Annotated in this window: 25 protein-coding genes, 1 tRNA gene and 1 pseudogene; 12 read left to right on the top strand and 15 right to left on the bottom strand. The window is 65.9% G+C overall.

All coding sequences use genetic code 11. The features are described from left to right. Positions 1-9: 9 nt before the first annotated feature. Positions 10-1,131: pseudogene (locus tag ACFQZZ_RS01285) on the bottom strand (zinc-ribbon domain-containing protein); the annotation flags it as partial. A gap of 605 nt (positions 1,132-1,736) precedes the next feature. Further along, positions 1,737-1,955 carry a hypothetical protein gene (locus ACFQZZ_RS01280; protein WP_378672568.1) on the bottom strand — a complete coding sequence of 73 codons (219 nt, stop codon included), beginning with the start codon at positions 1,953-1,955 and terminating at the stop codon, positions 1,737-1,739. Between the two features lie 138 nt (positions 1,956-2,093). Here ACFQZZ_RS01280 and ACFQZZ_RS01275 point away from each other — a divergent pair. Continuing rightward, positions 2,094-3,307 (top strand): IS3 family transposase gene (locus tag ACFQZZ_RS01275; protein WP_378673216.1). Its coding sequence is split into 2 segments (ribosomal slippage): positions 2,094-2,325 and positions 2,325-3,307, totalling 1,215 coding nucleotides; the frame shifts between segments, so codons are not numbered across the junction. On the opposite strand, the gene ACFQZZ_RS01270 is transcribed toward ACFQZZ_RS01275, so the two are convergent. From ACFQZZ_RS01270 to ACFQZZ_RS01260, 3 genes are all read right to left on the bottom strand, one after another. Further along, a complete protein-coding gene (locus tag ACFQZZ_RS01270; RefSeq protein WP_378672565.1) occupies positions 3,296-3,718 on the bottom strand; it encodes a hypothetical protein in 423 nt (140 codons plus the stop codon). The genes ACFQZZ_RS01275 and ACFQZZ_RS01270 overlap by 12 nt on opposite strands. Positions 3,719-4,058: 340 nt before the next feature. Further along, positions 4,059-4,143 (bottom strand) — tRNA-Leu (locus tag ACFQZZ_RS01265). A 146-nt stretch (positions 4,144-4,289) separates the two neighbouring features. Continuing rightward, positions 4,290-5,159 (bottom strand): NAD(P)-dependent oxidoreductase, encoded by an 870-nt coding sequence (locus ACFQZZ_RS01260; protein ID WP_378672562.1) that lies wholly within the window; start codon positions 5,157-5,159, stop codon positions 4,290-4,292. A gap of 141 nt (positions 5,160-5,300) precedes the next feature. Between ACFQZZ_RS01260 and ACFQZZ_RS01255 the strand changes: the two genes are divergently transcribed. From ACFQZZ_RS01255 to ACFQZZ_RS01245, 3 genes are all read left to right on the top strand, one after another. Further along, positions 5,301-5,657 (top strand): winged helix-turn-helix transcriptional regulator, encoded by a 357-nt coding sequence (locus ACFQZZ_RS01255; RefSeq protein ID WP_378672560.1) that lies wholly within the window; start codon positions 5,301-5,303, stop codon positions 5,655-5,657. Between the two features lie 262 nt (positions 5,658-5,919). Continuing rightward, positions 5,920-7,233, top strand: coding sequence for a M20/M25/M40 family metallo-hydrolase (locus ACFQZZ_RS01250; RefSeq protein ID WP_378672557.1), 1,314 nt, complete (start codon positions 5,920-5,922; stop codon positions 7,231-7,233). A 20-nt stretch (positions 7,234-7,253) separates the two neighbouring features. Next, the gene (locus tag ACFQZZ_RS01245) at positions 7,254-7,781 is read left to right on the top strand and encodes a YbhB/YbcL family Raf kinase inhibitor-like protein (RefSeq protein WP_378672554.1); all 528 of its coding nucleotides are present in this window, start codon (positions 7,254-7,256) and stop codon (positions 7,779-7,781) included. A gap of 138 nt (positions 7,782-7,919) precedes the next feature. Here the strand turns inward: ACFQZZ_RS01245 and ACFQZZ_RS01240 are convergent, their stop codons facing one another. The 3 genes from ACFQZZ_RS01240 to ACFQZZ_RS01230 form a co-directional block, all read right to left on the bottom strand. Then, complete coding sequence (locus ACFQZZ_RS01240) at positions 7,920-8,648, bottom strand: GTP cyclohydrolase II (protein WP_378672551.1); 729 nt, start codon at positions 8,646-8,648, stop codon at positions 7,920-7,922. Between the two features lie 96 nt (positions 8,649-8,744). After that, complete coding sequence (locus tag ACFQZZ_RS01235; RefSeq protein WP_378672548.1) at positions 8,745-9,524, bottom strand: GTP cyclohydrolase II; 780 nt, start codon at positions 9,522-9,524, stop codon at positions 8,745-8,747. Positions 9,525-9,739: 215 nt separating this feature from the next. After that, the gene (locus ACFQZZ_RS01230) at positions 9,740-11,236 is read right to left on the bottom strand and encodes a carbohydrate kinase family protein (RefSeq protein ID WP_378672545.1); all 1,497 of its coding nucleotides are present in this window, start codon (positions 11,234-11,236) and stop codon (positions 9,740-9,742) included. 467 nt (positions 11,237-11,703) lie between these two features. On the opposite strand from ACFQZZ_RS01230, the gene ACFQZZ_RS01225 reads away from it, so the two are divergent. Both ACFQZZ_RS01225 and ACFQZZ_RS01220 read left to right on the top strand, forming a co-directional pair. Next, the gene (locus ACFQZZ_RS01225) at positions 11,704-11,982 is read left to right on the top strand and encodes a hypothetical protein (RefSeq protein ID WP_378672542.1); all 279 of its coding nucleotides are present in this window, start codon (positions 11,704-11,706) and stop codon (positions 11,980-11,982) included. Positions 11,983-12,035: 53 nt separating this feature from the next. Further along, entirely contained in the window at positions 12,036-12,440 is a 405-nt protein-coding gene (locus ACFQZZ_RS01220; RefSeq protein ID WP_378672539.1) for a hypothetical protein, read from the top strand. Positions 12,441-12,495: 55 nt separating this feature from the next. Here the strand turns inward: ACFQZZ_RS01220 and ACFQZZ_RS01215 are convergent, their stop codons facing one another. From ACFQZZ_RS01215 to ACFQZZ_RS01205, 3 genes are read right to left on the bottom strand one after another with little or no spacing between them, the layout of a single operon-like run. Continuing rightward, positions 12,496-13,572: a quinone-dependent dihydroorotate dehydrogenase gene (locus ACFQZZ_RS01215; protein ID WP_378672537.1), complete on the bottom strand. Its 1,077-nt coding sequence runs from the start codon at positions 13,570-13,572 to the stop codon at positions 12,496-12,498. A 4-nt stretch (positions 13,573-13,576) separates the two neighbouring features. Beyond that, positions 13,577-13,858 carry a DUF5703 family protein gene (locus ACFQZZ_RS01210; RefSeq protein ID WP_378672534.1) on the bottom strand — a complete coding sequence of 94 codons (282 nt, stop codon included), beginning with the start codon at positions 13,856-13,858 and terminating at the stop codon, positions 13,577-13,579. Next, positions 13,858-14,880 (bottom strand): YncE family protein, encoded by a 1,023-nt coding sequence (locus tag ACFQZZ_RS01205; RefSeq protein WP_378672531.1) that lies wholly within the window; start codon positions 14,878-14,880, stop codon positions 13,858-13,860. The genes ACFQZZ_RS01210 and ACFQZZ_RS01205 overlap by 1 nt, the downstream gene beginning before the upstream one ends. Before the next feature lie 165 nt (positions 14,881-15,045). Here ACFQZZ_RS01205 and ACFQZZ_RS01200 point away from each other — a divergent pair, with 165 nt between their 5' ends. From ACFQZZ_RS01200 to ACFQZZ_RS01180, 5 genes are all read left to right on the top strand, one after another. After that, positions 15,046-15,402, top strand: a complete 357-nt coding sequence (locus tag ACFQZZ_RS01200; RefSeq protein ID WP_378672528.1) for a hypothetical protein — start codon at positions 15,046-15,048, stop codon at positions 15,400-15,402. 6 nt (positions 15,403-15,408) lie between these two features. Continuing rightward, positions 15,409-15,942: a hypothetical protein gene (locus tag ACFQZZ_RS01195; RefSeq protein ID WP_378672525.1), complete on the top strand. Its 534-nt coding sequence runs from the start codon at positions 15,409-15,411 to the stop codon at positions 15,940-15,942. Beyond that, positions 15,942-18,035: an MMPL family transporter gene (locus ACFQZZ_RS01190; RefSeq protein ID WP_378672523.1), complete on the top strand. Its 2,094-nt coding sequence runs from the start codon at positions 15,942-15,944 to the stop codon at positions 18,033-18,035. The genes ACFQZZ_RS01195 and ACFQZZ_RS01190 overlap by 1 nt, the downstream gene beginning before the upstream one ends. A gap of 754 nt (positions 18,036-18,789) precedes the next feature. Next, positions 18,790-20,013 carry an alpha/beta hydrolase gene (locus tag ACFQZZ_RS01185; protein WP_378672520.1) on the top strand — a complete coding sequence of 408 codons (1,224 nt, stop codon included), beginning with the start codon at positions 18,790-18,792 and terminating at the stop codon, positions 20,011-20,013. 29 nt (positions 20,014-20,042) lie between these two features. After that, positions 20,043-20,561, top strand: coding sequence for a hypothetical protein (locus ACFQZZ_RS01180; protein ID WP_378672517.1), 519 nt, complete (start codon positions 20,043-20,045; stop codon positions 20,559-20,561). Positions 20,562-20,589: 28 nt separating this feature from the next. Here ACFQZZ_RS01180 and ACFQZZ_RS01175 read toward each other — a convergent pair whose 3' ends face one another. From ACFQZZ_RS01175 to ACFQZZ_RS01160, 4 genes are all read right to left on the bottom strand, one after another. After that, a complete protein-coding gene (locus ACFQZZ_RS01175) occupies positions 20,590-21,453 on the bottom strand; it encodes a heme ABC transporter ATP-binding protein (protein ID WP_378672515.1) in 864 nt (287 codons plus the stop codon). Between the two features lie 379 nt (positions 21,454-21,832). Continuing rightward, the gene (locus ACFQZZ_RS01170; protein WP_378673213.1) at positions 21,833-22,906 is read right to left on the bottom strand and encodes a FecCD family ABC transporter permease; all 1,074 of its coding nucleotides are present in this window, start codon (positions 22,904-22,906) and stop codon (positions 21,833-21,835) included. Between the two features lie 139 nt (positions 22,907-23,045). Next, the gene (locus ACFQZZ_RS01165; RefSeq protein ID WP_378672512.1) at positions 23,046-24,077 is read right to left on the bottom strand and encodes a hemin ABC transporter substrate-binding protein; all 1,032 of its coding nucleotides are present in this window, start codon (positions 24,075-24,077) and stop codon (positions 23,046-23,048) included. Positions 24,078-24,166: 89 nt separating this feature from the next. Continuing rightward, positions 24,167-25,135 carry an aldo/keto reductase gene (locus tag ACFQZZ_RS01160; protein WP_378672509.1) on the bottom strand — a complete coding sequence of 323 codons (969 nt, stop codon included), beginning with the start codon at positions 25,133-25,135 and terminating at the stop codon, positions 24,167-24,169. 283 nt (positions 25,136-25,418) lie between these two features. Here ACFQZZ_RS01160 and ACFQZZ_RS01155 point away from each other — a divergent pair, with 283 nt between their 5' ends. After that, positions 25,419-26,348, top strand: coding sequence for an undecaprenyl-diphosphate phosphatase (locus ACFQZZ_RS01155; RefSeq protein WP_378673210.1), 930 nt, complete (start codon positions 25,419-25,421; stop codon positions 26,346-26,348). The last annotated feature ends 4 nt before the right edge of the window (positions 26,349-26,352 follow it).

The following is a 26,352-nucleotide window of genomic DNA, read 5'->3' as shown; positions in this document are numbered from 1 at the left end:
TTTGGGGCAGCTCGTTGGTCCAGCGTTCCGACGGTTAAGGATCGGTGCTTGCCAGATGTGCCCTTGGGCTGGACATTTCCACCACGCCATGAACTTGCTGGCGTGCTTGAAGTCTTGTGGTGTGCGATCCCCGTTCTTAGTCGGGTGCCACTGAGCTGCGACTTCGGGGAAGCGCTCGGCAAGTGACTGTCCCGGCTTGGGGAGATCTCGGCATTCGGGGCAGCCAGTCTTGGCCTTACCGGTCCTCGTGTATATGCGCGCTTGCCACTTGTGGCCTCGGTCGGGACACCGCCACCAAACCAATCGGTCGCTGCCGGGTTTGAGTCCTTCTGGCCGTAGGTTGCCGTTCCTTTCCGCACACCACTGTGCGGCAATCTCTGGGTGCAACTCCACAAAGCTTTGGCCCGGCTTTGGTTTGTCGCGCAGAGCAATTCGCACCTTATAGCTGCACGGCGAGCACCCGCTGCCCTGCACGGCGCGGCTCGCAATAGTAGCCTGCCACTCGTGGGCGCAATCGCGACACTGCCACCACACTTTTGTTCCAGATCCGGGCTTGAACCGAGACGGCGAAGTGTTGCCGTTCTTGTTTGAGTGCCACTCGGCGACGAGATCTGGGTGTAGGTCGGCCAGCGACTGGCCCGCGTCGGGCAGACTGCGTTGACGGCGACTGCACTTTGGGCAACCGGTGCGTTTGCCGCTCGTGCGGTTTGCGACTGCCGTCTGCCACTTATGCCCGCAGTCAGGATCGGAACACAGCCACCACGCTTTGGTGGCGCTCGCCTGCGACACCTCGCCGGGCTGACGCTCGCCGTTCACTGTGGGGTGCCATTCGGCAGCAACCTGCGGGTGCCGTTCGGCCAGAGATTCGCCGGGATACGGCGTGCGCAGAATGTCGCCAGCTCGCTTGTACGAACAAGGCGGGCAGCCGCTGAATGGTGGTGCGGCTCGAACCTTCGGGGCCATTTGCCATTCATTGCCGCAGCTAGAGCACAGCCACCAGACCTTTGTGTGTGAACCGGCAGCGAGGTCTACGGCGCGGAGGGAGCCGTTCCGGGTCGGGTGCCACTCGGCGGCGACATCCGAGCATCTCTCTGCGAGCGACTGGCCCGGTTTCGGCGATCCGCGCCCCAATGTCCCTCCTGAGATCCCAACTGTGCGTTTAGGTTACCTCGCAGCCGCGGCGCACTGGCCTGACGAATTGTCCATGTCGGTGCGTGTCCAGAACCTCAGATGATCGACTCTCGGCACTCGTACGTCTGACGGCCGCCGGAATTGCGGAGATCGACAACGTGTTCCACGGGAGCTCCCGGCTCGCGCGGCGCTGTTCGCCGATGTGCGGCCCGACTGCGTGCGCATTTTTCGGGTGCTCCATGAGCTTGCGTACTCCATCGAAACTCGGACGGACGGAGATGAAACCTGTCGGACGTAGCAGGCCCGCGCTGATACACGCAGCAATCACACTATTTTGCCGCGACCCGCGCTTCTCCAGGTGGTCACGCGCGTGTCCGTGCACGTCACAAGGCAACGCCTATCACGAAAAGTGGGCCAGAACCCAGAGATGACGGACAAGCCAGCAGGTCCTTGCCGGCGATACGGCGCACCGAGACACCAGGAAAAGCATTACCGATCGGGCGGCCGGTCGCTACATCCCATACGCGCACAGTTTGTTCCGTGAAGGGTATCGGGCCTTTGATCCCACCTGAGGTTGGTTCGCCAGCGTCCTCTATCGCGTTCGCCTACTGACGGGTGAGCCCTAAGGCCGTTTGCTCCTGGCGAGTGGATGCGGTTTCGCCGGTGATCGTCATAAGTGCTTCGATGACATCGCCACGGAGGTGGGTCAGTACAGCTGTGTCTTCGCGGTGCTGCCCGACGTAGACGCGCTCGACCGTTTCGCCGAACAGCTGCCGGACGTGGGCACGCACGGTCTCGGTGATCGAGTAGGTGGTGACCTCCAATTCCCTTGCCCAAGGCAGGTTCTCGCGGACGCGGTCTGAATCGCCCCGGAGTGTCGGGAGACTTCAACCTCTGTGAAGGATGGAGTCGTGTCGAGTTCGAAGAAGTACCCGCAGGAGCTGCGTGAGCGGGCCGTGCGGATGTTCGCCGAGATCCGTGATCAGCACGAGTCGGAGTGGGCCGCGATGAAAGCGGTCGCCGACCTGCTCGGGGTCGGCACCCCCGAGACGGTTCGCAAGTGGGTGCGTCAGGGTCAGATCGACACCGGATCCCGCCCCGGCGTGACGACCGGGGAATCCGAGGAGCTGCGCCGGTTGCGGCGGGAGAACGCAGAACTCAAGCGCGCCAACGCAATTCTTAAAGCCGCGTCGGCTTTCTTCGCCGCCGAGATCGACCGGCCCAGTCGCTGATCGTTCGGTTCATCACCGAACATCAGGGCCGCCGTGAACGCGGCGGCCTGCGATGGGGCGTCGAGTCGATCTGCGCCGCGCTCACCGAGCTCGGCATAAAAGCCGCCCCGTCAACCTATTACGCGCACCGCGGCAAAGCCGCAACGCAGCAGCAGCGGCGTGACGGCGAGTTGAAGCCGCAGATCCAGCGCGTCCATGCCGAGAACTTCGGCGTCTACGGTGCGAGAAAGGTGTGGCTGCAACTGAATCGGGAAGGAATCGAGGTGGCTCAATGCACCGTCGAACGACTGATGCGTGAGCTCGGCCTGCGAGGAGCGGTGCGTGGCAAAGCTAAACGCACCACGATCCCGGATCCGGCCGCGCCGCGGCCGGCGGATCTGGTGCAACGGCGGTTCGCGCCGGCGGCTCCGAACCGGTTGTGGGTAGCGGACATAACTTATGTGTCCACCTGGTCGGGGTGGGTGTATGTGGCGTTCGTCATCGACGCCTACGCCCGCCGGATCCTGGGCTGGCGCACGTCCACGTCGATGACCACGACGCTGGTGCTCGATGCGATCGAGCACGCGATCTGGACTCGCGAGCGAGAGGGCTGGGACGTGAAAGACGTTGTGCACCACAATGATAGGGGTTCTCAATACACATCCATCGCGTTCTCCGAACGGCTCGCCGAGCACGGGATCCAACCCTCGGTCGGGGCGGTGGGATCAAGCTTCGACAATGCCCTCGTCGAGACGATCAACGGCCTCTACAAAACTGAACTGATCAAGCCGCGCGGCCCGTGGCGCACCCTCGACCAAGTCGAGCTGGCCACCGCCGAATGGGTGGACTGGTTCAATCACCGGCGCCTCTACCAATACTGCGGGGACATACCCCCAGTCGAGATGGAGACCGCCTACTACGCTCAACAACCAGCCCAGCAGACCGCTGAGCTGTCACACCAATAAGTCTCCCGACTCACCGGGGCGATTCATCGCCGCCGACGCTGGATTGCGGGAGGGATCGATGAGATTGTCACGCTCGGCGTGCTTGTAGAAGCGCCGCAAAGCCGACAGCAGATTCTCCGCAGCTGCATGTCCGCCACGCGAATTGGCGCGACCATGAGAACGAATCTGATGCGCATCCATCAGTTCTTCTATCTCTCCGGTGGTCGGCTCGCGCAGCTCCCGGTCACCCCACTCCTCACTGATCGCACGCCATGCCGACTCATAGGTCGCCAGCGTGGTCGGCGCGACCTTCGTGCGCAGCTGGTCGATGTACTCACGAAATCGAGGAGAACCAGCCGGTGAGCGGCCAAAATCACCGCCGCAGCTGTCGAGCATCGGCAGTTGCCGGGGCTCGAACCGGAAATACTTCACGGCTCGCAGCGACCATCACCACTGTCAGATACACATCATCCGACGCACACCAGGCCACGGTCAAGATCTTGAAGATACCCACCTTGATGGCTCTTGCCCAGGTCACCGACTGGTACTTGGCCCGGTTCGGACACGTAGGCGCATCGAACCGACCCAGGCCCGCGCCCGACCACGGCGACGGTCCCTCCGTGCTAGCCGACGTCGGCATCGGGAAGGTGTCCGGGCCTCTCAATGACACCACTGCACGGCATTTTTGCCCCCGCTAACGTGTCCGGACCCCTGTCAAAGACCCAAAAAACACGGTTCCGGGGCAGATTTGCCACGAAACCGTGTCATTGAGTGTCCGGAGGGGGACTTGAACCCCCACGCCCGTTAAAGGGCACTAGCACCTCAAGCTAGCGCGTCTGCCATTCCGCCACCCGGACCGGTGGTGCTCAGCAAGGTTATCGGATGTGGGGCGCATGGACCAAATCGCGCTTCTAGCTGGTGATTCTCGAGGGTATGGGCGGTGCGCCGTGCGTTCACGGGGCGGGGCTGGGGTGGTGGCGAACGCACGGCGCACGGGTCGGGGTCAGCCGAGCTCTTCGACGGTTCGCTCGAAGGCCAGTGGGCCGTGGCCGTCGGCGATTTGGCGGTCGATGAGGTTCTTGATGGGGGTGACGATGTCGAGGGCGACGCCTGCGTCGCGGCTGGCGCGGACGATCGCGTCGACGGATGGCTTGTGGAAGGAGAGCGGCTGGAAGGGGGTGGTGTAGTCGCCGCTGTCGACGACGCGGGCGTATTCGGGGAGGAGCTGGGCCATGGCGGTCACCCAGGGGACGGCGCGTTCGGCGAAGGTGCTTGCAGACACTCCTGCTGAGCGAAGCAAGGCTGCGCCGTGGAAGAAGCCGGTGAACATGGCGTACATGTTCGAAAGCAACGCGAAGTCGTAGAGGGAGGCCAGACCGGCATCGGCGCCGAAATAGTCTGCGACGGAAAGCAATTCGAGTGTTTCCCGGTGCTCGTCGAATAGGGTCTGTGAACCGCTGTAGAGGATGGAGGCGCCGGGCCTGCCGATCATTGCCGGGACGGCCATGATGCCGCCGTCGAGGTAGTCGACGCCGTGGGCGGCGGCCCAGGCGGCCAGTTCGCGAGCTTCCTCGGGCGCGGTGCTCGTCAGGTTGAGCAGCTGACGGCCTGCGAGTTGGCCGGCGATCGGGTCGAGCGTGTCGTGCACGGAGGCATGGTCACTGAGGACAGCGATAATCAGGCCGCCCTTCTCGACCGCGGCGGCGACGGAAGCTGCACCCGTGGCGCCGTCGGCGACGAGACCGGCGTCTTTGCCTGCTGTCCGATTCCACACCGTGGTCGGCCTGCCGCCGCGCAGCAGGGTCGCGGCGATTGCCTGACCCATCGCGCCGAGTCCGAGAATTGTCACCGGGGTGTGCTGGGTTTCCGGCATTGCGGGTCATCTCCTTGGTTGGTGAATGGGGTGGTCAGCGCGCTGGAACCAAGGTTGCTCCTTGCCCTACTGCCCGACAAGTACCTACTATTTGGTCGGGTACTTACCAATCGGTGTGTGAACAGGTAGCGAGGTCGGACGATGGGCGAAAAGAGATCCGGACCATACTTCTGCGGCATCGACGCGGCGATGGATGTCATCGGCGGGAAGTGGAAAGCGCTGATCCTCTGGGAACTGGAGAACCACGGCGTGCGCCGCTTCGGCGAACTGCGCAGGGGACTGCCGGGGGTGTCGGAGAAGATGCTGATCCAACAGCTGCGTGAGCTGGAGGAGGACGGCATCGTGGACCGTGAGGTCTATCGCGAGGTGCCGCCGCGCGTCGAATACCGGCTGACCGCGCTGGGAACCGCGCTCAACGCCGCGCTGGAACCGCTCGGCGTCTGGGGTCGCGACCGCATCGACCGCATCGGAGCAGCCCGCGTCCACTTGTCCGCGTGACCGAGCGGTGCCTTGCGCCTCGCCGCCACCGTGCGCCACTCGCCGATGTGGCGTTGTGGGGCTTGGCAGTTGGGCGGTGGTTGAGATCAGCGTGATGCTGATGCCTGCGGGGACGCGGTTGCCCGCCGCAGGCTGGGGCCGGACGGTTGTCCCGGTGCAACGTGGCGGGAGGGGCAACACGGCGATATGGGCGCCAGGTGGTAGGAAAGGGTACGTGTCCGCAACTGGCGAAGTCTCGGGTCCCATAAGCAGCTCTCGTGCCGTGTCCGAGGTGGTGGAGTTGGTCAGCACGCTGATCCGGTTCGATACCTCCAATACCGGCGATCTGGCGACCACCAAGGGGGAGCGCGAGTGTGCGCAGTGGGTGGCCGATCAGTTGCATCAGGTGGGCTACATCACCGAGTACGTGGAGTCGGGGGCACCGGGGCGCGGGAATGTGTTCGCGCGGTTGAAGGGCGCCGATTCCAGCCGGGGTGCGCTGATGATGCACGGCCATCTGGATGTGGTGCCTGCCCAGGCCGCCGATTGGAGTGTGCACCCGTTCTCCGGTGCGGTGCGCGACGGTTACGTGTGGGGGCGTGGGGCGATCGACATGAAGGACATGGTCGGCATGATGCTGGCGATCGCCCGGCAGTTCAAGATCGAGGGGACGGTGCCGCCGCGCGATATCGTCTTCGCCTTCCTCGCCGATGAGGAGAACGGCGGTAAGTGGGGGTCGCAGTGGCTGGTGGACAATCGGCCCGATCTGTTCGCGGGAATCACCGAGGCGGTGGGAGAGGTCGGCGGCTTCTCGCTGACGGTTCCGCGCCCCGACGGCACCGAACGCAGGCTCTACCTGGTGGAGACGGCCGAGAAAGGACTGGGCTGGATGCGGCTGCGCGCCAAGGCCCGCGCGGGTCACGGCTCGTTCCTGCACGAGGACAACGCCGTCACCATCCTGGCCGATGCAGTCGCCCGACTCGGCAAACACACCTTCCCGCTGGTGCTTTCGGATTCCGTCGCCGAATTCCTCGCCGCAGTGTCGGAGGAGACCGGCTTGCAATTCGATCCGACGAGCCCCGATATCGAGGGTCAGCTCGCGAAGCTGGGCACCATCTCCCGCATCATCGGCGCCACGCTGCGCGATACCGCGAACCCGACCATGCTGCAAGCCGGTTACAAGGCGAACGTTATCCCACAGACCGCCGAGGCGGTTGTGGACTGCCGCGTGGTGCCGGGGCGGCAGGAAGCGTTCGAACGGGAGGTGGACGAGCTGATCGGCCCGGATGTCGAGCGCGAGTGGATCACCAAACTCGATTCCTATGAAACGACTTTCGACGGGCATCTCGTCGACGCGATGAACGACGCCATCCTCGCCCACGATCCGCAGGGTCGCACCGTGCCCTACATGCTCTCTGGTGGCACCGACGCAAAGGCGTTCGCCCGCTTGGGTATTCGTTGCTTCGGCTTCGCGCCGCTGCAGTTGCCGCCGGATCTGGACTTCACCGCACTGTTCCATGGAGTAGACGAACGCGTTCCGGTGGATGCCCTCGAATTCGGCACCCAGGTATTGGAACATTTCTTGTTGCACAGCTGAATCAATCCGGAGAGGATCTCATGACCTACAACCCCTACGACGCGCTCCCGCAGGTACCCGCCTTCACGGTGACCTCGGAGGACATCACCCCTGGTGAGTCGCTGCACAACGATCAGGTGAGCGAATTCTTCGGCGTCGGAGGCAAGGACATTTCGCCGCAGCTGTCCTGGTCCGGATTCCCGGAAGAGACAAAGAGTTTCGCGGTCACGGTGTACGACCCGGACGCGCCGACCGCGGCGGGCTTCTGGCACTGGGCAGTTGTCAATATCCCGGTGACGACCACCGCGCTGCCCAGCGGCGCGGGGAGCAAGGGCGGCACGCTGCCCGAGGGTGCGATCAACCTGCGCAACGACGCGTCGTTCCCCGGCTTCGTCGGCGCGGCGCCGCCCGCGGGGCACGGACCGCACCGGTACTTCGTGGTGGTACACGCGGTCGATGTGGAGAGCCTGGAGGTCACCGAAGACGCGACGCCGTCGTTCCTCGGGTTCAACCTGTTCTTCCACACCCTCGCCCGTGCGATCGTGGTCGCCACCTACGAGGTGAAGTAGCCTCGAAAAGCACTGTGGCCCTGGGTATTTTACTCAGGGCCACAGTGCGTTGCGGACCTACGGCGACTCGTTGACGATAGTTCGCCGTCCTCGCCGCACAGCTCGACGCCCGGCCGACCGAGCCGGGGCGCGGCTCACTCAGCGTAGCCAGAGGTCGAAGATCGTCACGGTCCTGACGGCAACTGCGAAATGCCGCCAACACCACGACAGCGGCGGACACCACCGCGGCCCGTGTGACCGTTTCGCTCCCGCCGCCCAAGGCACATCATCCAGCGGAATCATGTGACCGCGCCGCTCCCGCTTGGCCTCGAGATATTTCCGCGCCTTGTCGCTGCGTGGCCGCGTCCCCAAGGGCACCACCGTGACGGCAATGCCGTGATCCCGCACCGCACGCACCTTGTCCGGATTGTTCGTCAGCAGCCGCACCGACCGCAGTCCGAGCACGGTCAGCGCCTCGGCCGCGAGGCGGTAGCACCGCAGATCGGCGCTGAGGCCGAGTCGCTCGTAGCTGTCGAACGTATCGACGCCCAGCCGCTCGCTGGTGCGCAGACCACGCGCTTTGTTGACCAGACCCGCACCGCGTCCCTCTTGTTCGAGATAGACGAGCACGCCGCAGCCGGCATCCTGGATGAGGTCCATGGACTTGTCCAGTTCCGGACCACAATCGCAGTCTTCGGATTGCAAGGCGTCGCCGTAGAGGCAACGGGAATGGATTCGAACCAGGCAACCGTCGGTGATCTGGCCGAAGACAAGAGCATGCCCGCCATCTTCTCCACCGGATATGGGCATCACTCGAACGCGAAGCTCACGCCCCTTGCGGGTCAGCCGATGTCCGGTCTCGGAGAGGCTCGGTGCCGCTTTGGCCATGCTCCTCCGATGCATAGTGAAGCGGTCGCACGAACTGCGAAATTGCCAGTCGCACAATGAATCCATGGTAGCCGGAGGGCAGGTCCAATGGCACTGCTACGCGGGGATGGCGGCTCGATGGTCGACCTCGTGACCGATCCGCTGCGGTCCGATGTCGATAGTGGTTTGCGCGACGGAAGCCGATTCGGGCGGGGCGGGATCGTTGGTCGGCTCGCTGGCTGCCGACGCTCGCCGCCAGAACGCGAAGCGACGGTAGCGGGTGAGGCGTACCCAACGATTCCGGGGTGGTCGCTGCACCGCCGGGAACGTGCCCATGGCATCCGATTCCCAGTCGGCGGGTGCCCACGGCGCCTGGTCGGTGGGGATCCAATGCTGGCGCCTGCGGCGTTTGGCCTCCAGGTAGGCGGCGGCGCGTGCGCTCAGGGGGCGGGTACTCAACGGCACTACGGTCACCCTGAGGCCTGCCGACCGTATCTCCTCGGCTTTGGCCGGGTTGTTGGTCAGCAGCTGCACCGATGTCAGTCCCAGGTCCACCAGGCTCTTCGCCGCGTGGTCGTAGGTGCGGGAATCCGCGGGGTAGCCGAGCGCCTCATAGCTTGCGAACGTGTCGCTGCCCGTGCGCTCGCTCTGTCGGTAGCCGCGCGCTTTGGCAATCAGTCCGGCGCCGCGGCCCTCTTGCTCCAGGTACACGAGGATGCCCGAGCCCGCCGCCTGGATGAGATTCAGTGCTTTGTCGAGTTCGGGCCCGCAGTCGCAGTCGTCGGAGCCGAGCGCGTCGCCGTATAGGCACCGGGAATGAATCCGGACCAGGCACCCGTCGGATAGCTCACCGAAGATGAGCACGTACCCATACTCGGCGCCGCCGGCGACTTCCATGACAGAAACCTGCGTTTCGCGCCCCTTGCGGGTGAACCGATGTGCGGTTTCACCTAGCAGGGGGGCAGCTGTGATCAATGCTGCCCCGAGCCCGAGTGGGGGCGACGCGGTTGGATGTGCGTGGTCACGACGGCGACTGTAGCGGATCCGATGTATCGAGCAGATGAAGTACGAGGCACGGTGGTAAAATGTCGCAATTCCTGACAGTTCGAAGCTCACCGATCTGTGGTGTATCGCTCGAAAATCTGGTCGATGTCGCCGGTCAGCGGCATGGCGCTGGGTACGGCTCCGAGCTTCTGCGTCAGCAGCATCGCCCCGGTCGCCCAGTCCAGGTCTTCCTTTTGCAGCGACCCTTCCGAGATGACCACCCGATAGGCGAGAGCCGCCGAGAACGCGGCCGCCGCGCCCGGCGCATTGTTGAGCGCTCGCGGAAAATGTGTGACGTCGACGTTGAGGTCGTCCGATCGCATCGCGCACCGAAATTCGCCCACCGTGCACACCGCGCCGACCCCGAGTCCGCGCAGCCGCTGCGCGACATCCTCGCTCGACGCGGCGGTCACGGCCGGGATCATTTTCTCGAGCTCGTCGGCGGAGCCGACCAGATAGTCGACCGCATCGAGATACCGGTAGAGATCCTGCGGCACACGCAGACTCGGCGTCGGACAGACGATCAAGCGCGGTTTGGGCCGCATGCTCTGCACCATGGCCAATACCTGTCCGATGATGCTGGTGGGATGCTCGAAGGTCAGCAGCACCACGTCCGACGCGCCGAGCGCCGCGCGGATATCCGGGCCATCGAGGTCCGATACTTCCAATCGGACCCGATCGTTCTGCACGCCGATCAACGCCATGTCGCCGCTCGAGGTCATGATGACGGCGGTGATCGGTGAGGGCGCGAGGGCAGCGGTCTTGATCAGCTCGGTCCGCACCCCGGCCTGGTCGAGGTATTCCCTGATGCGACGGCCGTTTTCGTCGTCACCGAGTGCGGAAACGATGCGGACCTGCAGCCCGAGGCGTGCTGCCGCCACCGCGCGGTTGAGCCCTTTGCCGCCCGGATGCTCGCTGTAGCTGTTGCCGCGGGCAGGCGCGTCCACTGCCGGAATACGGTCGACCCGGTAGAGGTGGTCCATGACCGCGTCGCCGACGACGGTCACCATCCCCGGTCGCGGCTGCGAGTTCGGTAGCGTCACTACAATTTTCGGGGTGGGGGCGACCTGCGGGATCGTGTAGCTGGACTCGCCTGCGAGCAGACCGGCCAGCGCGGTGAACGCGTCATGCTCCGAGGAGGTCCGCAGCCGCTTCACCGTCGGCGCCTCCGGGATGACCTCGGCCCGCAGCGTCTCGTGCAACCGCTGCCACATCTCGGCCAGATACTCGCGCCGCTGGCCGAGACTCTCGGCATAGAGGCGGTCGAGATCGACTCCGTCCGGGGGGCTTTCGCGCAACAGGCCCAGCGACAGCGCCGCGTCGGCGATCAAACGGTCGGTCGGCTGCAGGCGACGCGCCATATCACTGACGACAGGCAGCATGGATTCCTCCGGTGACCGCCCCGTCCGCAGGGCGCGTTGCCGGACGACCACGAGGTCGAGCAGGGGCTCGACGTCGATCTCGGTGTTGCGCAAGCGATCCGAACTCAGGCCGGAGTACTTGCACAGCCGCGTGAGGATGTTGCGTATCGCGACCATGCGAGAGTCCTGCGGAAGGTTCTGCACGATCCGCCCCTCCCTGTGTGCGTTGTCGATTCAGTGTGCCCTTGTGGCGGACTGCCGGGGATCGGGTTTAGCGCGAACGTGTTCCGGCAATCCCCAACTTACTCCGGCAATTGACCATCATGAAGGGCAAATGCCACACTGGTTTTGGCGATCTGATCGCCCACCAGGCAACCGGGAGGGTTTGGTGATGAGAGTGATTTTCCTGATGCGACACGTTCGGCGGCGCGGCCGACACAGCGCCGGCGATTCCGATACCGAGCTGGAGACAAACCGCGCCACGGTCTAGGCGAACGGTTCGCGTTCACCCGGACATCCGACAGAAATCAGCCAACGTCGTCGCCCGCGCCGCTTCATCCGATGGCAGCGACCCCCGGTCGATCGAGCAACTCGAATCGGCCGAGGCTCGACGCCCCCAACACAGCGTCGGCGTCTGTTCGGCGACGATTCCTCCGCCCGTGGAGACAGCCGTGACGATCTACGAAAGCAGCCGGTCGATGACCAGCAGCGTCACGCCCGAGTGGGCATGGCGAGCAGGCCCCGAGGAACCGGCGTGGCGACTGAGCTGGTTGCCCAACCCACTGACCCGCGAACAGGCACTGGCCGGGATGGAATTGCAGGAGATCCTCAGCCGACCGGACCTGGCATCGGACCCCACCGCGCATGCGCTGGCCGATCAACTCGGAATCACCGTGCGGCAAGCCCTGAGCCTGCTGCACCAACGGATGCTCGACAGGAGCCATTCGTAGCCAGTTACCACCAACGAGCTCATCGGGCTCGAGCAGTTGCACCGGAGGCACCCATGAACGTGCATACGACCGAATGGACGATGATCAGCGACATATCCCCCGAATCGGCCTATCGGACAACCGGATCGGGAGAGGCGGTGTGGTTGTTGAGCTGGCTGCCCGACCGGCTGTTGACCAGGGAACAGGCGCTGGCCGGCATGGAACTCGACGAGATCCTCAGCGACCCACACGGCGTGCACGATCGCGACGTGCAATCCGAAGCGACGAAGCGAGCGGACGCGGTCGGCATCGATTGGGAGCAGGCCGTGATCCTGCTGTCGAAGCGGATCCTGGCTCGACTACGACAGCATTCGGGCGAAGACGACGCGGCGGCGGGAGAACCGGTCACGACCCGACGCACCTTCCGCTCGCGCCGCATTTCGATGCATCCCAGCGGGCCACCGCGGGTGTTCGGATAGCGCACCGTGCACACCGTGCACAGCCGCATCGATCGCCATCAAGCGGACGGAGAGGTCAGGTGCGATCGCCGTGTTCGGCGCCGATGGCGTCGGCGATCGACTTGTACCCGTGCTCGCGCAGGCGGGCGGCAATGCCGCGGTGGATCCGGCGGGTCCAGAACGGGCCGCCATAGATGAAACCGGTGAAGCCCTGCAGGAGGGTGGCACCCGCGAGGATGCGTTCCCAGGCCTGGTCGGGGGTTTCGATGCCGCCGACGCAGACGAGGACGAGGCGGTCACCGACACGGCGGTAGAGGCGGCGCAAGACTTCGAGGGAGCGGTCGGCGACGGGGGGACCGGACAGGCCGCCCGCGCCCATGGCTTCGACCGCGGCAGCGGGGGTGCGCAGGCCGTCGCGGCGGATGGTGGTGTTGGTGGCCACGATGCCTGCCAGGCGCAGTTCGACGGCGAGGTCGGCTACCGCGTCGATGTCGTCGTCGGAGAGGTCGGGAGCGATCTTCACCAGCACCGGCACCTGGACGCTGTCGAGCACGGCCTGCAACACCGGACGCAGGGATTCCACGGCTTGCAGGTCACGCAGGCCGGGAGTGTTGGGGGAGCTGACGTTGACGACGACGAAGTCGGCAAGCGGACCGAGCAGTCCGGCGCTGATCGCGTAATCGGCTGCGGCGCCCTCGGGTTCGACGATCTTCGTCTTGCCGATATTGGCGCCGATCGGGAGGCCACCGCGGCGGGCGCGCAGTCGCTCGGCCGCGGCGGCGGCACCGTGGTTGTTGAAACCCATCCGGTTGACCAGGGCGCGGTCGGCGGGCAGCCGGAACAGTCGCGGCGCGGGATTGCCGGGTTGAGCCTGGGCGGTCACGGTGCCGATCTCGGCGAAACCGAAACCGAGTGGACCCCAGGCGTCGACACCGTCGGCGTTCTTGTCGAAGCCGGCGGCCAGGCCGAGCGGCGCGGGGAACTCGACGCCGAAGGCGGTGTTGCGCAGAATCGGATCCTCGGAAACCAGGACCTTCGACATCGCCCAGCGCGACGGCGCAAAGCGGTCGGCCAGCCTCATCGCGGCGAAGGCCAAATGGTGGATTCGTTCCGGCGGTAGCAGGAACATCAAGCGCAATAACAGTGCGTACATCGGTTCACATCCCCGGTTCGGGCTGGGGTAGCAGCGCGGTTTTTCGGCGGCGCAGCAGCACTCGGCGGCTGCCGTCTGTGTAGGCGCGGACGCGCGAGAGTTCCCAGCCGCCGAATTCGGCTTGGATGGCCAGCCGCATGGACGCGGTCACCCGATTCACCTCCGGTGGTAGTCGCAGCGGCACGTACTCATAGTCGTCGCTGGTGGTTTCCCAGGTCGCCGGGAGCGCTGTGCGGGGGCTCCGGGTCCTTCGATGCTCTGGTGGTTCCGCATCCTTCGGCGCCATCACTGCCCTCCCTTCCGCTGGTCCGCCCGGATCCGCTGCAGACCGTCCCCGGTCGCGGACCCGACGAACAGGTCACCGGTGCGCTCGTCGATGGCCACCGAATTCGGCTGCCGGACCGTCGGAAAGCGGCCCACTTCCTTCGGTATACCCGTCGACAGATCGAATCCGACGACTTCATTGGTCTGCGTGCACGTCACCCATACGGTGTCGGACCGCTGATCGTAGGCGAGTGCGTAAGGCGACGATCTTACCGGGAAACGCTGACGCAGGACGAGCGGTCCGGCCGTGTAGACCAGCAGTTCGTCACCCGCGGTGTCGGTGACGATGATGCGGCCGAAGTGGTCGGTGATCAGATTGGTGGCGCCGTCACCGGCGCGCAGGGCCAGGCCGAGCTGATCTTTGCGCAGGTCGAGCTCGGTCAGCGAGGTCTGACGGCGGTCCAGCACGCTCACTCGATCGCCGGTGAGGGCGAGCGCGTCGGCCGAGGCGAGCCCCGACACGGTGTCGAGGACTTCCCCGGCGGGAGACAGGATGCGCACCTTGCCGTCAGCGGTGCCGACGACCAGCGAGCCGTCGCCGCGTACTTGCACCGCGTGCACGTCGCCCGCAACCGCCACCTCGGTGGTCGTGCCCGATGCCGCGTCGATGCGCAACACCCGATTCGGCAGAGCCGCCAGGACTTCGCCGGTGCGCCCTGGTGCGATGGCGGCGGCGCGGGCGGGCAGTGCGATCGTGCGAACTGCGGGCGGGTTGGTGGCCGGATCGATGATCGAGAGAGTGGTTGCGCTGCCGTCGAGCGCCGCGAGCAGGCCGGTTCCGGTGACGACGAGCAGATCGGTGATCGGCGTGGCGACCGGCAGGACCTGATCGGCCGGTCCGGAGGTCACGTCCGAGGCAACCGCCGCGGTGGCCGGTGGTCTGGTCGGCAGATCCTCACCATCGGTGCGGGAGGAGCATCCGGCGAGCAGCACCAACATCGCGACACCCGCGATGGCTGAGGGGACCGAGCCGCGAGGGCGCATCCACCGAACTCCTTCTACCGACGTATTACCGACCGATCATCCGCAACATCACCATCTGACCATGATGGCGCACCGTCGCGGCCGACCGGGGTGGCCGCTCGAGCAGAATGTCGGTGATCGGGGTTACCGTTAAGTTGAATCAGTGTCGAGCTCAGGGAGATCCGGTTGAAAGCCGACCATCCATCGGGATTTGCCATCGATGACATAACCGTTGGTCCGTTTGCTCACGGGTTCGGCAGCACCGCCGACGGCAGGCCCTACGCCTTCCGCACGGTCCGTTCGACGGTCGTACTGGAGATCTACCGCGCCGACCTCGACAGCGACGTACCCGGGCCCGAGGACGTCGTCGCGGTCGCCCAGGCGCGGGTCACCGATATCGATCTCGATGACGAGCGCAGTGTGGTGGCGCTGGTGCGGGACATGATTCCGGACGCGGTGCCGGTCGCAGCGGCCGCCGAACGGGACGTGACGACCGTCCGGGCGTTGCTGGGCCGAATCAGTGCCGTCATCGATGGTATGTAGATGGTGATGCCAACCATACGATTCGCCCGCACCGCGCTGACCGCAGCGACTCTTCTCAGCGTGGCCACGGCCGCGGCGTGCAGCACGGGACCGGACGAAGCGGCCGTCGACGCCGCGCGCTCCTCGGCCATCGCGTCGCTGTCCTCCTCGGTCGCCGCCTCGTCGAGCGCCGCACACCGGCCGCTGCCGACGGCCGCCGAGCTGGACGCACAGATCAAACGCGCGCTCGACCCGTCGCTGCCCGACAGCGAACGCACCGACCTCATCGAAGACGGCGAGGTGTTCAAAGACGCCATCCCCGACATGTACAAGGCGCTGCAGGACAATCCACGCGCCGTATACGGAGTCACCGACCCGGTCTTCGACAACCGCGACGGCACGCTGACCGCGACCATGCGCCTGGACAAGGACGGCACCGGCACCGCGATCCGCACCACCGTGGTGCATTTCGTGCTTATCGACGGCAAGTGGAAGATCTCCCGCACCGACCTGTGCGGCATCCTGCGCTCGGCCGATTACCGCACCCCGGCCTGCGGCTAGTGCTCGATACGGGCCTGGCACGGTGGGGCCATTTCGTCTATCGCCATCGTTACCTCGTCCTTGCGGTGTTCGCGCTGGCCGTGGTCGCGTCCGGCTGGTACGGCCGTGACCTGGCGGGCAGGCTGACCCAAGAAGGCTGGTTCGACGAGAGCAGCGAATCGGTGGCCGCCTCCAAGATCGCCGACGACACCTTCGGCCGCGATACCGATAGCGACATCATCGCCATCTACACCGCGCCCGAGGGCAGCACGGTCGACGACCCGGCCGTGCGTGCCGCGGTGACGAGCGCGCTCAACCAGCTGCTGACCCGCCACCCCGACCGGGTCCAGAAGGTCGACAGCTATTGGGACAGCCCGTTCGCCGCGCAGGCCACCGACGCCTCGCACACCCACGCCTTCGCCAGCATCGGCCTGCGCGGCGAAGGCACCGCCACCGTCGAGAATTACGCCGCGATCAAGGATGAGCTCGGCGCGGGACGGGACGGCGGTGGGCCCGGTGGCACGACGGTGCAGCTGGCCGGGCTGCAGCCGATCGTCGAGGGCATCAACCAGGGCATGCAGCACGACATCAAACGCGCCGAAATGATCGCGTTGCCGATCGTGGCGATCCTGCTGTACTTCGTCTTCGGCGGGGTGATCGGTGCGCTGCTTCCGGTGCTCATCGGCGGCATGACGGTGCTCGGCACGCAGGGCACCATGCGCGTGCTCACCGACCACATCGACGTCAACGTCTTCGCCAGCGCGGTGGTGACTTTGGTGAGCCTCGGGCTCGCGATCGACTACGGGCTTTTCACCGTGACCAGGTTCCGGGAGGAGCTGGCCGCGGGCCACACGGTGGAGGAGGCGACCGCGCGCACTGTCGCCACCGCCGGGCGCACGGTGCTGTTCTCGGCGGCGATCATCGCGATCAGTCTCGGCGCGTTGTTCATCTTCCCCAACGGTGTGCTGCGCTCGGTGCCCTACGGCGGCATCAGTTCGGTGTTGCTGGCCGCGCTGCTGTCGGTGACCGCGCTGCCGGCGGTGCTCAGTATCGTCGGCCGCCGCATCGACCTGTGGGGCTGGCATCGCTTCTCGCGCAGCAAAACCGCGGCGCAGATCGATGCCGGATTCTTCTCGCGACTTGCCACCACGGCGATGCGGCGGCCATGGCTGGTGGCGGTGCCGATCGTGCTCGTACTACTGGCATTGAGCATCCCGTTCCGCCACATCGAGTTCGGCGGGCTGAGTGAACGCTATCTGGCCGACGACAACTCGGCCCGGGTCGCTCAGGAACGCTTCGACGAGCTGTTCCCGAGCTTCCGCACCGAGCCGCTGAAACTCGTGGTGATCGGCGCGAACCCACAGCAGCTCAGCGACATCCGGTTCGAGGCGAACCAGGTTCCCGGACTCACCGGACGTTTCGAACCCGGTGCGCCGACCAAAAACGGCATCAATGTGCTCAACGCGGGCTTGGCCGACAAACGCGACGCCGACACGGTGATCGCCGCGCTGCGTGCCATTCCGGAACCACCCGGTGTGGACGTGATGGTCGCGGGCGTGCCCGCGCTGGAGCGCGACAGCATCAACGGACTGCTCGACGGCCTGCCGCTACTGGCCGCGATCCTGGTGGTCGCCGCGCTCGCGCTGATGTACGTGGCGTTCCGGTCCTTCGTGCTCGCACTCAAGGCTGTCATCATGAGCGCCTTGAGCCTCGGCTCCACACTGGGCATCCTGACCTGGATTTTCGTGGAAGGCCACGGCGCGGGGATCTTCCATTTCACGCCAGGCCCACTGATGTTCGCGGTCCTCGCGCTGATCGTGACGGTCATCTTCGGACTGTCCACCGACTACGAGGTGTTTCTGCTCTCGCGCATGGCCGAGGCCCGCGCGAACGGCGCCGACCCACCGGAGGCGATCCGCTACGGCATCGCCCACACCGGCGGCGTCATCACCTCCGCCGCGGCGATTCTCATCGTGGTGACCGGCGCGTTCGGTTTCTCCGACCTGGTGCTGATGAAGTACATCGCCTACGGCATGATCGCCGCGCTGATCATCGACGCGACCGTGATCCGCATGCTGCTGACGCCCGCGGTGCTGAAACTGATCTGGCGCTGACAACGATCCGGCGTAGAGCGTGATCACCGGGGCGCTGCGGGCCGATCCGCAAGGCTCCGAAATGCGGAAGCCGTCAAGACGTGCTCGGCGAGATCCGGCACAAGCTGATTCGTTCACCGCGCCGGGTCGTGCGGCGGCCCAACTGTCTGCGCGACCGGACGCTGGATTATACGACCCAGTTGACGTGCCGCAGTGCCGCTTTCACCTTCCTGCGATGGTCGGGTGCGGTGGGGCGGTGGACATGGCTGGAGGCAGAGGTCGGTGGGCCGGTTGCGCATGCCTTGCAAACCCGTGGGAGGGAGTATGCCACTGTGACAACAGATTTCAATGACCTTTACGGATCCGAAATCAGCAACACGGCCGAATAGTTTACACTCTGGCGACGATGGCGCCTCAATCAGTCGATGGTGCAGGTGTTCTACGCCGTTCCATCCGCATTTCGGTCGCGGACCAGCAGCCGCCCGGCACTAGAGCCGGGCCGGTCGTGCCGTGCTGGGCCACGTCTCGCCATTGGAGCTGCGACGGCCGTAGCGACGTGGCCGCTGCGCTCGAAAGTCGCCGGTGCGACACCCGTCGATCCACATTGGGAGGAGTTGGTGCCCGCATGGCCGCGCCCGGAAACCGCGCGCTGCCGACGTGCTCCGAGGTTGGTGCGGAAACATTATCGCGGGGAGCAAGAGAGTTGTCACAATTGGCACGATTGCGTCAATTGCGTTGTCGTGCAACCGTTTACACTGAAGTCACTGGATAGCTCATGCGGACTTTCCATAGTTGGATCCTCGATGCTCACCTGCATCACTACATGCAGACAGTGACACATAGACTGGAGGCAGCCGCGCGCAGACTCGGTGCTGGTGTCGGCAATGACTTCTACAGGCCGACCGTGGCGGAAATGAGACACGGGGTCGACCTTTACGACCGCCGAGATTTAGAGTACGCACTGAGGTTCCAAGATCACGCGACTGTGCCGCATCACCCGGCCGGACTCGTCCTGCCCGTCAATCCCGCAGAGGTCCACGCCATGTGGACAGGACTATCACGAGCGGAGAGGGATGCGCTGCATCGAATATATCCGTTCATCGGCAACCATGACGGCATCCCACACGTCGACCGCGACCACTACAACAGACAGACCTTGTCGATGCTGCGTGACAGAGCTGCCGCGAATTTCGACGAGGAGACCGCGGCGGGCTACGATCTCATCGCGGCCAGACTCGAGTCACCGACTGGACATACGCAACGATTCCTGTCGGTGATCGAAGAGCCGTACCGTTCGGTGACCTGTCTCGGCAACCCTGATACGGCCCGGAACGTTATCACCTACGTCGTCGGCGCCGGAAGGGGACCGCTGGAGGGTCTGGAGAAGCCCGAGAAGCTGCGATCTGCCACGATGTTGATAGACCCTGACGCCGAAACGTCGGTGATCCGGTGGTCGGGGTATATGGGTCCACCGGATGTGGTCCGAGCCGTTGAGCCGATATACGCAGAGCACGGCGCGCCGATGTTACGGCGTTTCCAGGAGGGACTGCGTGTGACACACGAGGGTCCGCCGTCGCGGAATACCGTCATCGGGTACTCCTACGGCGCCGTCACCACTGGGCACGCGATGCTGGGTCCGGGGCTCGATGCTTCCCAAGTCATTTTCTTAGGCAGTTTCGGAGTGGGCGCCAAGAATGTCGGCGATCTCACGTTGATCGGTGTCGACCCCGCCGACATGAAGCACTCCGTTTTGGCCACAGTGGCAGAACACGACTCTATCCAGCTGATGCCAAAAGTTCACGGTCCGATGCCCACCAGCCCGAGCTTCGGCGACATCAGTCGATTCACCTCCGATTCAGTTCGCGGCCCGTTGACCTCGTTGGGCTGGAACCCCGACAATCACCAATCCTATTTCGACAGTTCCAACCGGTCACTATGGAAAATGGGGATGATCGCCGCCGGCCGCTCAGATATGGCGATGATCGACGGGAACATATGAACGCGGCCCTCGACTCCAAGGATTGACCGATGTCACCAGCAGCTACTGAAGCAGCAGCACGCCGGCACTTGCATGAGTACTTCATCGAAACTCTTCGGACGCTCCCACCGAAACTTTCACTGGCGCTGTATAACCCGGCTATACCTACGGCTCGTCTCGGCACCGGCATCACCATGCCCTGCAACGACGACGATGACAGCGACGGCATCGGACCGAAGTACTTCGATATATCCTACTGGCTAGTAGGAACCACCCCGGATGCGTCCGACGCGCATTTCGACCTCGTCACAAAAGCGTGGAACAGTATGGGATGGGGTGTGCAGACGGAGAGGAATTCCCGACCGAGGGCTGCTTTCACTCGCACCCCGGACGGCTACGGGCTGTCCATCCAACAGAGCGTCAATGGATACCTCAGCCTGTCAGGTTCCACACCGCCCTTCCCGCCTGGTACGGCTGGCGGAAATCCGCTGCCGACAACGATTGGGCACCCGGGCGTTCCTGCCGTAGATGGCGATCTCCGCGCCGACGATATGAATCATCGCACGTAGCGGCCGATTTTCGCGGGCGGGCGGCTGCTCAGCGTCGGACCGGGAGGACTAGCTGGGCGCCGGAGATCGGGTGGTCGAGCACCTCGACGGGGTGTTGATAGACGCGGCTGAGCAGTTCGGTGGTCAGGACCTCGCGCGGTGGGCCATCAGCAGCGATGCGGCCGGATTCCAGGACCGCGACGCGGTCGGCGTAAGCGGCGGCGATGCCGAGGTCGTGCAGGACGACGACAACGGCGGCGCCTTCTTCGGCGCGGGTGGTGGCGAGGTTCAGCACGGCCTCTTGATGGCCGAGGTCCAGGGCGGCTGTGGGCTCGTCCAACAGCAGGGTGGCGGTGTCCTGGGCGAGGACGCGCGCCAGGGCGACGCGCGCGCGTTCGCCGCCCGACAGTGTCGGAAACGACCGTGCCGCAAGGTGTTCCACGTCGGCGGCGGCCATCGCGGCGGCGATCTTCTCGTCGTCGAGCGCACGCAGCTCGGTGCGCACCCACGGCGCACGGCCCATGGCGACGACTTCGCGCGCGGTGAACGGGAACCCGACGGTGTGGCTCTGCGGCAGCACGGCCCGGCGGCGCGCCATGTCGAGCGCGGACCAGTGGGCCAGCAACCGCCCGTCGAGTTCGACCGTGCCTTCGGTCGGGGCGAGCTCGCCGGCGAGGGCGGCGAGCAACGTGGACTTACCGGCGCCGTTGGGGCCGACCAGCGCGACAACCTGCCCGGCAACGACGTCGAAGTCCACTGCCTCGAGCACGCGACGACTTCCCGTTCCGGTAGCGCCGCGTCGATCGATGCTCACGCCGACCGCGCGCAGCGTGACCGAATCCCGTTCGTGCGCCACAGGCAGCTCGTGCGTCCGCGCGAAAACCCCGCCGAGCCCTTGCCGCATGCCGCTCATATGTCGCCCCCGACGGCAAGGCGGTCGGGCGTCGCAGGCGAATCATCCGTCCGTGCGAGAACTCCACCGAGACCCAGCCGCATGCCGGTCACACGGTGACTGCGGCCGTCACGTCGCCCAGTACCGGACGACTGCGCTGATTGCGTGCGTGTACCGAACCTGCGGGAACGTCCCGAGGCCACGCTGTCGCGCCGCTCAGTGCGGGAGGACAGGTCTGATTCCACGGCAAGCAGCCGAGCCTGTCTGGACTGTTCCGGCCGTGCCGGGCCATCCCAACTCCGGTCGGTGCGCCGGCGGCAGCCGCCAAGAAACGACCACCAGCCGTTGACAGCCGGGGAAGCCGCAGCCGAGGTCAGCCAGGAACGCGTCGATGAGCCGGTCATGCCCATCCTCCCGCGCGGGCGCGTGTCCGGCGCAGCAGCCAGAAGAAGAAGGGGCCGCCGATGAGCGAGGTGAGCATGCCGAGCGGGAGGTCGGCGTTGTCGACGAGGGAGCGGGCGCCGACGTCGGCGGCGAGCAGGACCACCGCGCCGATGATGGCGCTCAAGGGGATGAGAACACGGTGGGCGGGACCGACGAGCATGCGGACCAGGTGCGGGACGATCAAACCGACGAACAGGATGATGCCGGTGAAGGCGACGCCCGCGGTGGCCAGGATAGCGACGACCACGATGACGTTGCGGCGCAAGCGCTCTACGTCGACGCCGAGATGACGGGCGGCGGATTCGCCGAGGGCGAGCAGATCGAGGCGGGGCGCGATGAGGATCGCGGCGAGTACGCCGACAGCGGTGAGTGGAGCGACCACGCTCACCGAGTCCCAGTTGGCGCCGTTGAGGCTGCCCAGCTGCCAAAAGACGATCTGATCGCGGGCGGCGGGGGAGGCGACGAACAGCAGGAAGGCGATGAGTCCGCCTGCGAAGGCATTGATTGCGACGCCGGTGAGCACCAAGGTGACCACTTCGGTGCGTCCGTTGGATCGGGCCAGCACATACACCAGCAAAGTGGTCGCCAGACCGGCGACGAAAGCCGCCGCCGCGACCGACCAGGCAGCGACGAAGGCACCGCCGAACACGATGACCGTGCCCGCACCGACCGCCGCACCCGCCGACACCCCGATCACGCCGGGCTCGGCGAGCGGATTGGCGAACACTCCCTGCAGCAATGCACCCGCTGTCGCCAGCGCCGCACCGACCAGCATCGCCAGCACCACCCGCGGGAAACGCACCTGCCACAGCGTCACCTCACCCGACGGATGCGCGGGCATCGGACCCCAGTCCAGCCCGATCCGGTGCAGCACACTGCCCGCAACCTCAGCGGGCGTGGTCGGCACCTGACCGATCGCCGCGGAAGCAAGCGCAAGCAAGACCAGCACCGCCACCGCGACCACAAAAACGATCGTGGTGCGCGAGCGGCCCCGAGATTTGGGGGAGGTCGGCTGCGGACTGTGCGGCATCGTAGGGTCGATCGCGGTGCCACCCGAACGCTCGGCCCCGGACGTCCCCGACGCTGGTTCACTCACGACCGGACCTCGCCGACATTCGAGGCCGCCAGCCCCGACATCGATGCACCGATCAGGCCGCTGCCACCGATGCTCATGCCGGTCGGGTGCCGTACACGGCCTCGCTCAGGGCCGCGATGACGCGGCCGGTGTTGGGGCCGAAGCTCAGCAGCACCGCGTCGGACATGTCGACCACACGCCGATTGCGGCCGGCGGGGGTTTGCGCGATGCCGGGGACCTTCTCCAAACCATCGACGCCGCCGACGGAATTCAGGCCGTCGGACATGACGAGCAGTACGTCGGGGGCAGCACCGATCATTGCCTCGCTGGTGATCGCGACGAACGGCTCACGCAATCCGGCCACCGCGCCCGCGTCCTCGGCGCCCAGTGCGGCGATGAGCGCGTCTGCGCCGGAGCCCGGGCCTGCGAGCATGGTGATGGCTGTGCTGCGCAGGTAGAGGAAGGCGATGGTGAGCGGCTTGTCCTGCTTGGGCACCGCGGCGGTCGCGGCGGCGATCTCGTCACGGGTGCGTTGGGCGAGGGCCTGCCCGCGGTCGGGGACACCGAGTGCGCCCGCGACGGCCTCGATCTGGGGCACCACACCGTCCATGGTGCGTTGCGGATCGAAGTACACGACCGTGACGCCCGCCGCGCGCAACTGCTCGCGCACTGCGGGCGCGGCGCTGGTGCTGTCGGTGAGGAACACCGAAGGGCGCTGCGCCAGAATCGATTCCACGTTCAGCGAGCCGCTGCCGCCGGTCACGTTCGGCACGTTCTGCACGGCGGGGAACGCGGCGGCGGTGCTGCGTCCGATGAGTTTCGGGCCGAGGCCCAACGCCCACACGATCTGTGCGAGGGTGCCGTAGCGGTCGGCGGCGATGATGCGGCTCGCGCTGGTGACGGTGACCTCGGATCCGTCGAACGACCGCACCGTCACCGGCAGGGTGGGAGTTGGTTCCGGCCCGATCGGCACCGGGTCGAGACTCTCCAGCTTGGCGGTGCTCTGCCCCTGCCGTCCGGAGGTGTTGGCATCACTGCCGGTGTCGCACGCGGCCGACCCGACAAGCACGGTCAGCGCGAGAATCGCGAAGACGGCACGCTGCGCTCCGGTTCGAACTCGCCCCATCCGCCGTGTCCGTACGGGCTCGGACGAGCGCGCCCGACAAGCTGAATGCCTCGACGTCGCAAACCTCATGCAGGCAAGGCTAACTTGCGTCATTCCGTGCGTGCACTGACGTCGTCCAGAGCGGCCGCGATGGCTCTCGGTAGTTCGAGGGCTTCCGCGGCAAGCACCCCGGTCAGCTGCCCGATATCGCGAGCGCCGACGATCATGCTCGAGACGCCGGGACGATCCCGAATCCACGCCAGTGCGACCGCGAGCGGCGAAGTCGCCAGGCCGTCGGCGGCGGTGACCAGCGCGTCCACCACCCGGGTGGCGCGCTCGTCGAGCCGGTGGCGGATTTCGGCGGCGGTGGCCTCGTCCGCGCCGCGCGAGTCGGCGGGCACGCCGTCGCGGTATTTGCCGGTGAGGATGCCACCCGCCAACGGTGCGGACGCGATCAATCCGACTCCGTGATGGTCCGCCGCGGGCAGGAAGGCACTTTCGGTGCCGCGCGCAAGCAGCGAATACGGCGCCTGCGCGGCGGCGATCGGCGCGATAGCGGCGAGACTGGCCAACTGCCAGGCGCCGAACCCGCGCACGCCCGCGTACCGGACCCGTCCCGAGCGCACCACATATTCGAGGGTCGCCGCAACCTCGTCGAGCGGAGTCCGCGGATCCCAGGCGGCGACGTTCCAGATATCGAGGTAATCGGTGCCGAGCTCGAGCAGTGTCCGATCGAGCTGACGCAGCAGCGTGCGTCGCGAGGTATCCACCGTCGGGCGGGCCGGTTCCGGCGCGGGCGGACCCGCGGGCGCGGGCGAAATCCTCGGCAGCACACCGGCACAGCCACTGAGCACCAGATCGTCACGCGACACCAGGTCACCGAGCAGGTCGGCCAGGATCCGTTGCGCCGCACCACCGCCGTAGGCGGGGGAAGTGTCCACCAGGGTGCCGCCCGCATCGGTGAAAGCCACCAGCTGCACGGCCGCCTCGTCGGCATCCGTATTCGAACCCCACGTGTGGGTCGCCAAACCTATCCGGGACACCCGTAGGCCACTGCGACCGACCGTCCGCTGTTCCATCACCGTGTCCGCGATTTCGTCACGGCGCCAAGCCTAGAGCGTGCGAGCGGATGCGGGCGGTCACCTGCACTGTGCGTCGCATCTATGCCGCCGCCGCGTGTCGCGGGGCCCCTCCGACCGTGGTCGCGTCATCGCCCCGGCACCCGATCCTCAGCTCGACACTGTACTGTCGCTGCGTGATTGCGGCGGTGATCATGTCAGTGCGACCCGCCCATAGACCAATTGCCCAGCCGGAACGGATATTTCGGGCAGAAGCGGAGGAGGGTGCGTGGTCGGCGAGTCCATGACCTGGGTACAGGCGCTGGTACTCGGTTTGGTGCAGGGACTCACAGAGTTTCTGCCGATTTCCTCCTCGGCGCATCTGCGCATCGTATCGGCGGTGTTCTTCGGCGACGACGCGGGCGCCTCGTTCACCGCGGTGACCCAACTGGGCACCGAGGCCGCGGTACTGGTGTATTTCGCCAAGGACATCTGGCGCATCGTGTGCGCCTGGTTTACCACTCTGCTGAGCAAGGTGAACGGGTCCGCCAGGCAAACCGTTCCGCTCACCGACCAGGTCACTACGAAGCTTCCCGTCATGCGCCCGGGGGCTCCCATGGTCCTCGACGACGACGCACAGCGCGAGCTCGACTACCGCATCGGCTGGTATGTGATCATCGCGACCATCCCGATCGGCGTACTCGGTTTCCTCTTCAAAGATCAGATCCGCACCGGTGCCCGCAACCTGTGGCTGGTGTCGTTCATGCTGATCGCGTTCGCGCTGGTCATCGCCGCCGGCGAGTACTACGGACGCAAGATCCGCCCGATCGAGCAACTGACCACCCGCGACGGGCTCGTCATGGGCTTCGCCCAATGCCTCGCGTTGATCCCGGGTGTGTCGCGCTCCGGCGCCACCGCGACTGCCGGTCTGTTCCTCGGGCTCGAGCGTGAAGCCGCTGTGCGGTTCTCGTTCCTGCTCGCTATTCCCGCGGTGACCGCATCCGGCCTGTTCAGCCTGCCCGACGCGTTCGCACCGGCCGGGGAAGGACTCAATGCCAGCGGCCCTCAGCTGCTCGTTGCCACGATCGTGGCGTTCGTCGTCGGCTACGCCTCGGTCGCCTGGCTGCTCAAATTCGTCGCCAAGCACTCCCTGGACTGGTTCGTCGGCTACCGCATCGTGCTCGGCCTGACCGTGATGGGTCTGCTTGCCGGCGGGGTGGTGTCGGCGACATGATCGC

Origin of the sequence: Nocardia sp. GCM10030253 (assembly GCF_042675075.1) — a bacterium.
Lineage (GTDB): Bacteria > Actinomycetota > Actinomycetes > Mycobacteriales > Mycobacteriaceae > Nocardia.
This window is presented reverse-complemented; position numbering and strand designations above follow the sequence as displayed.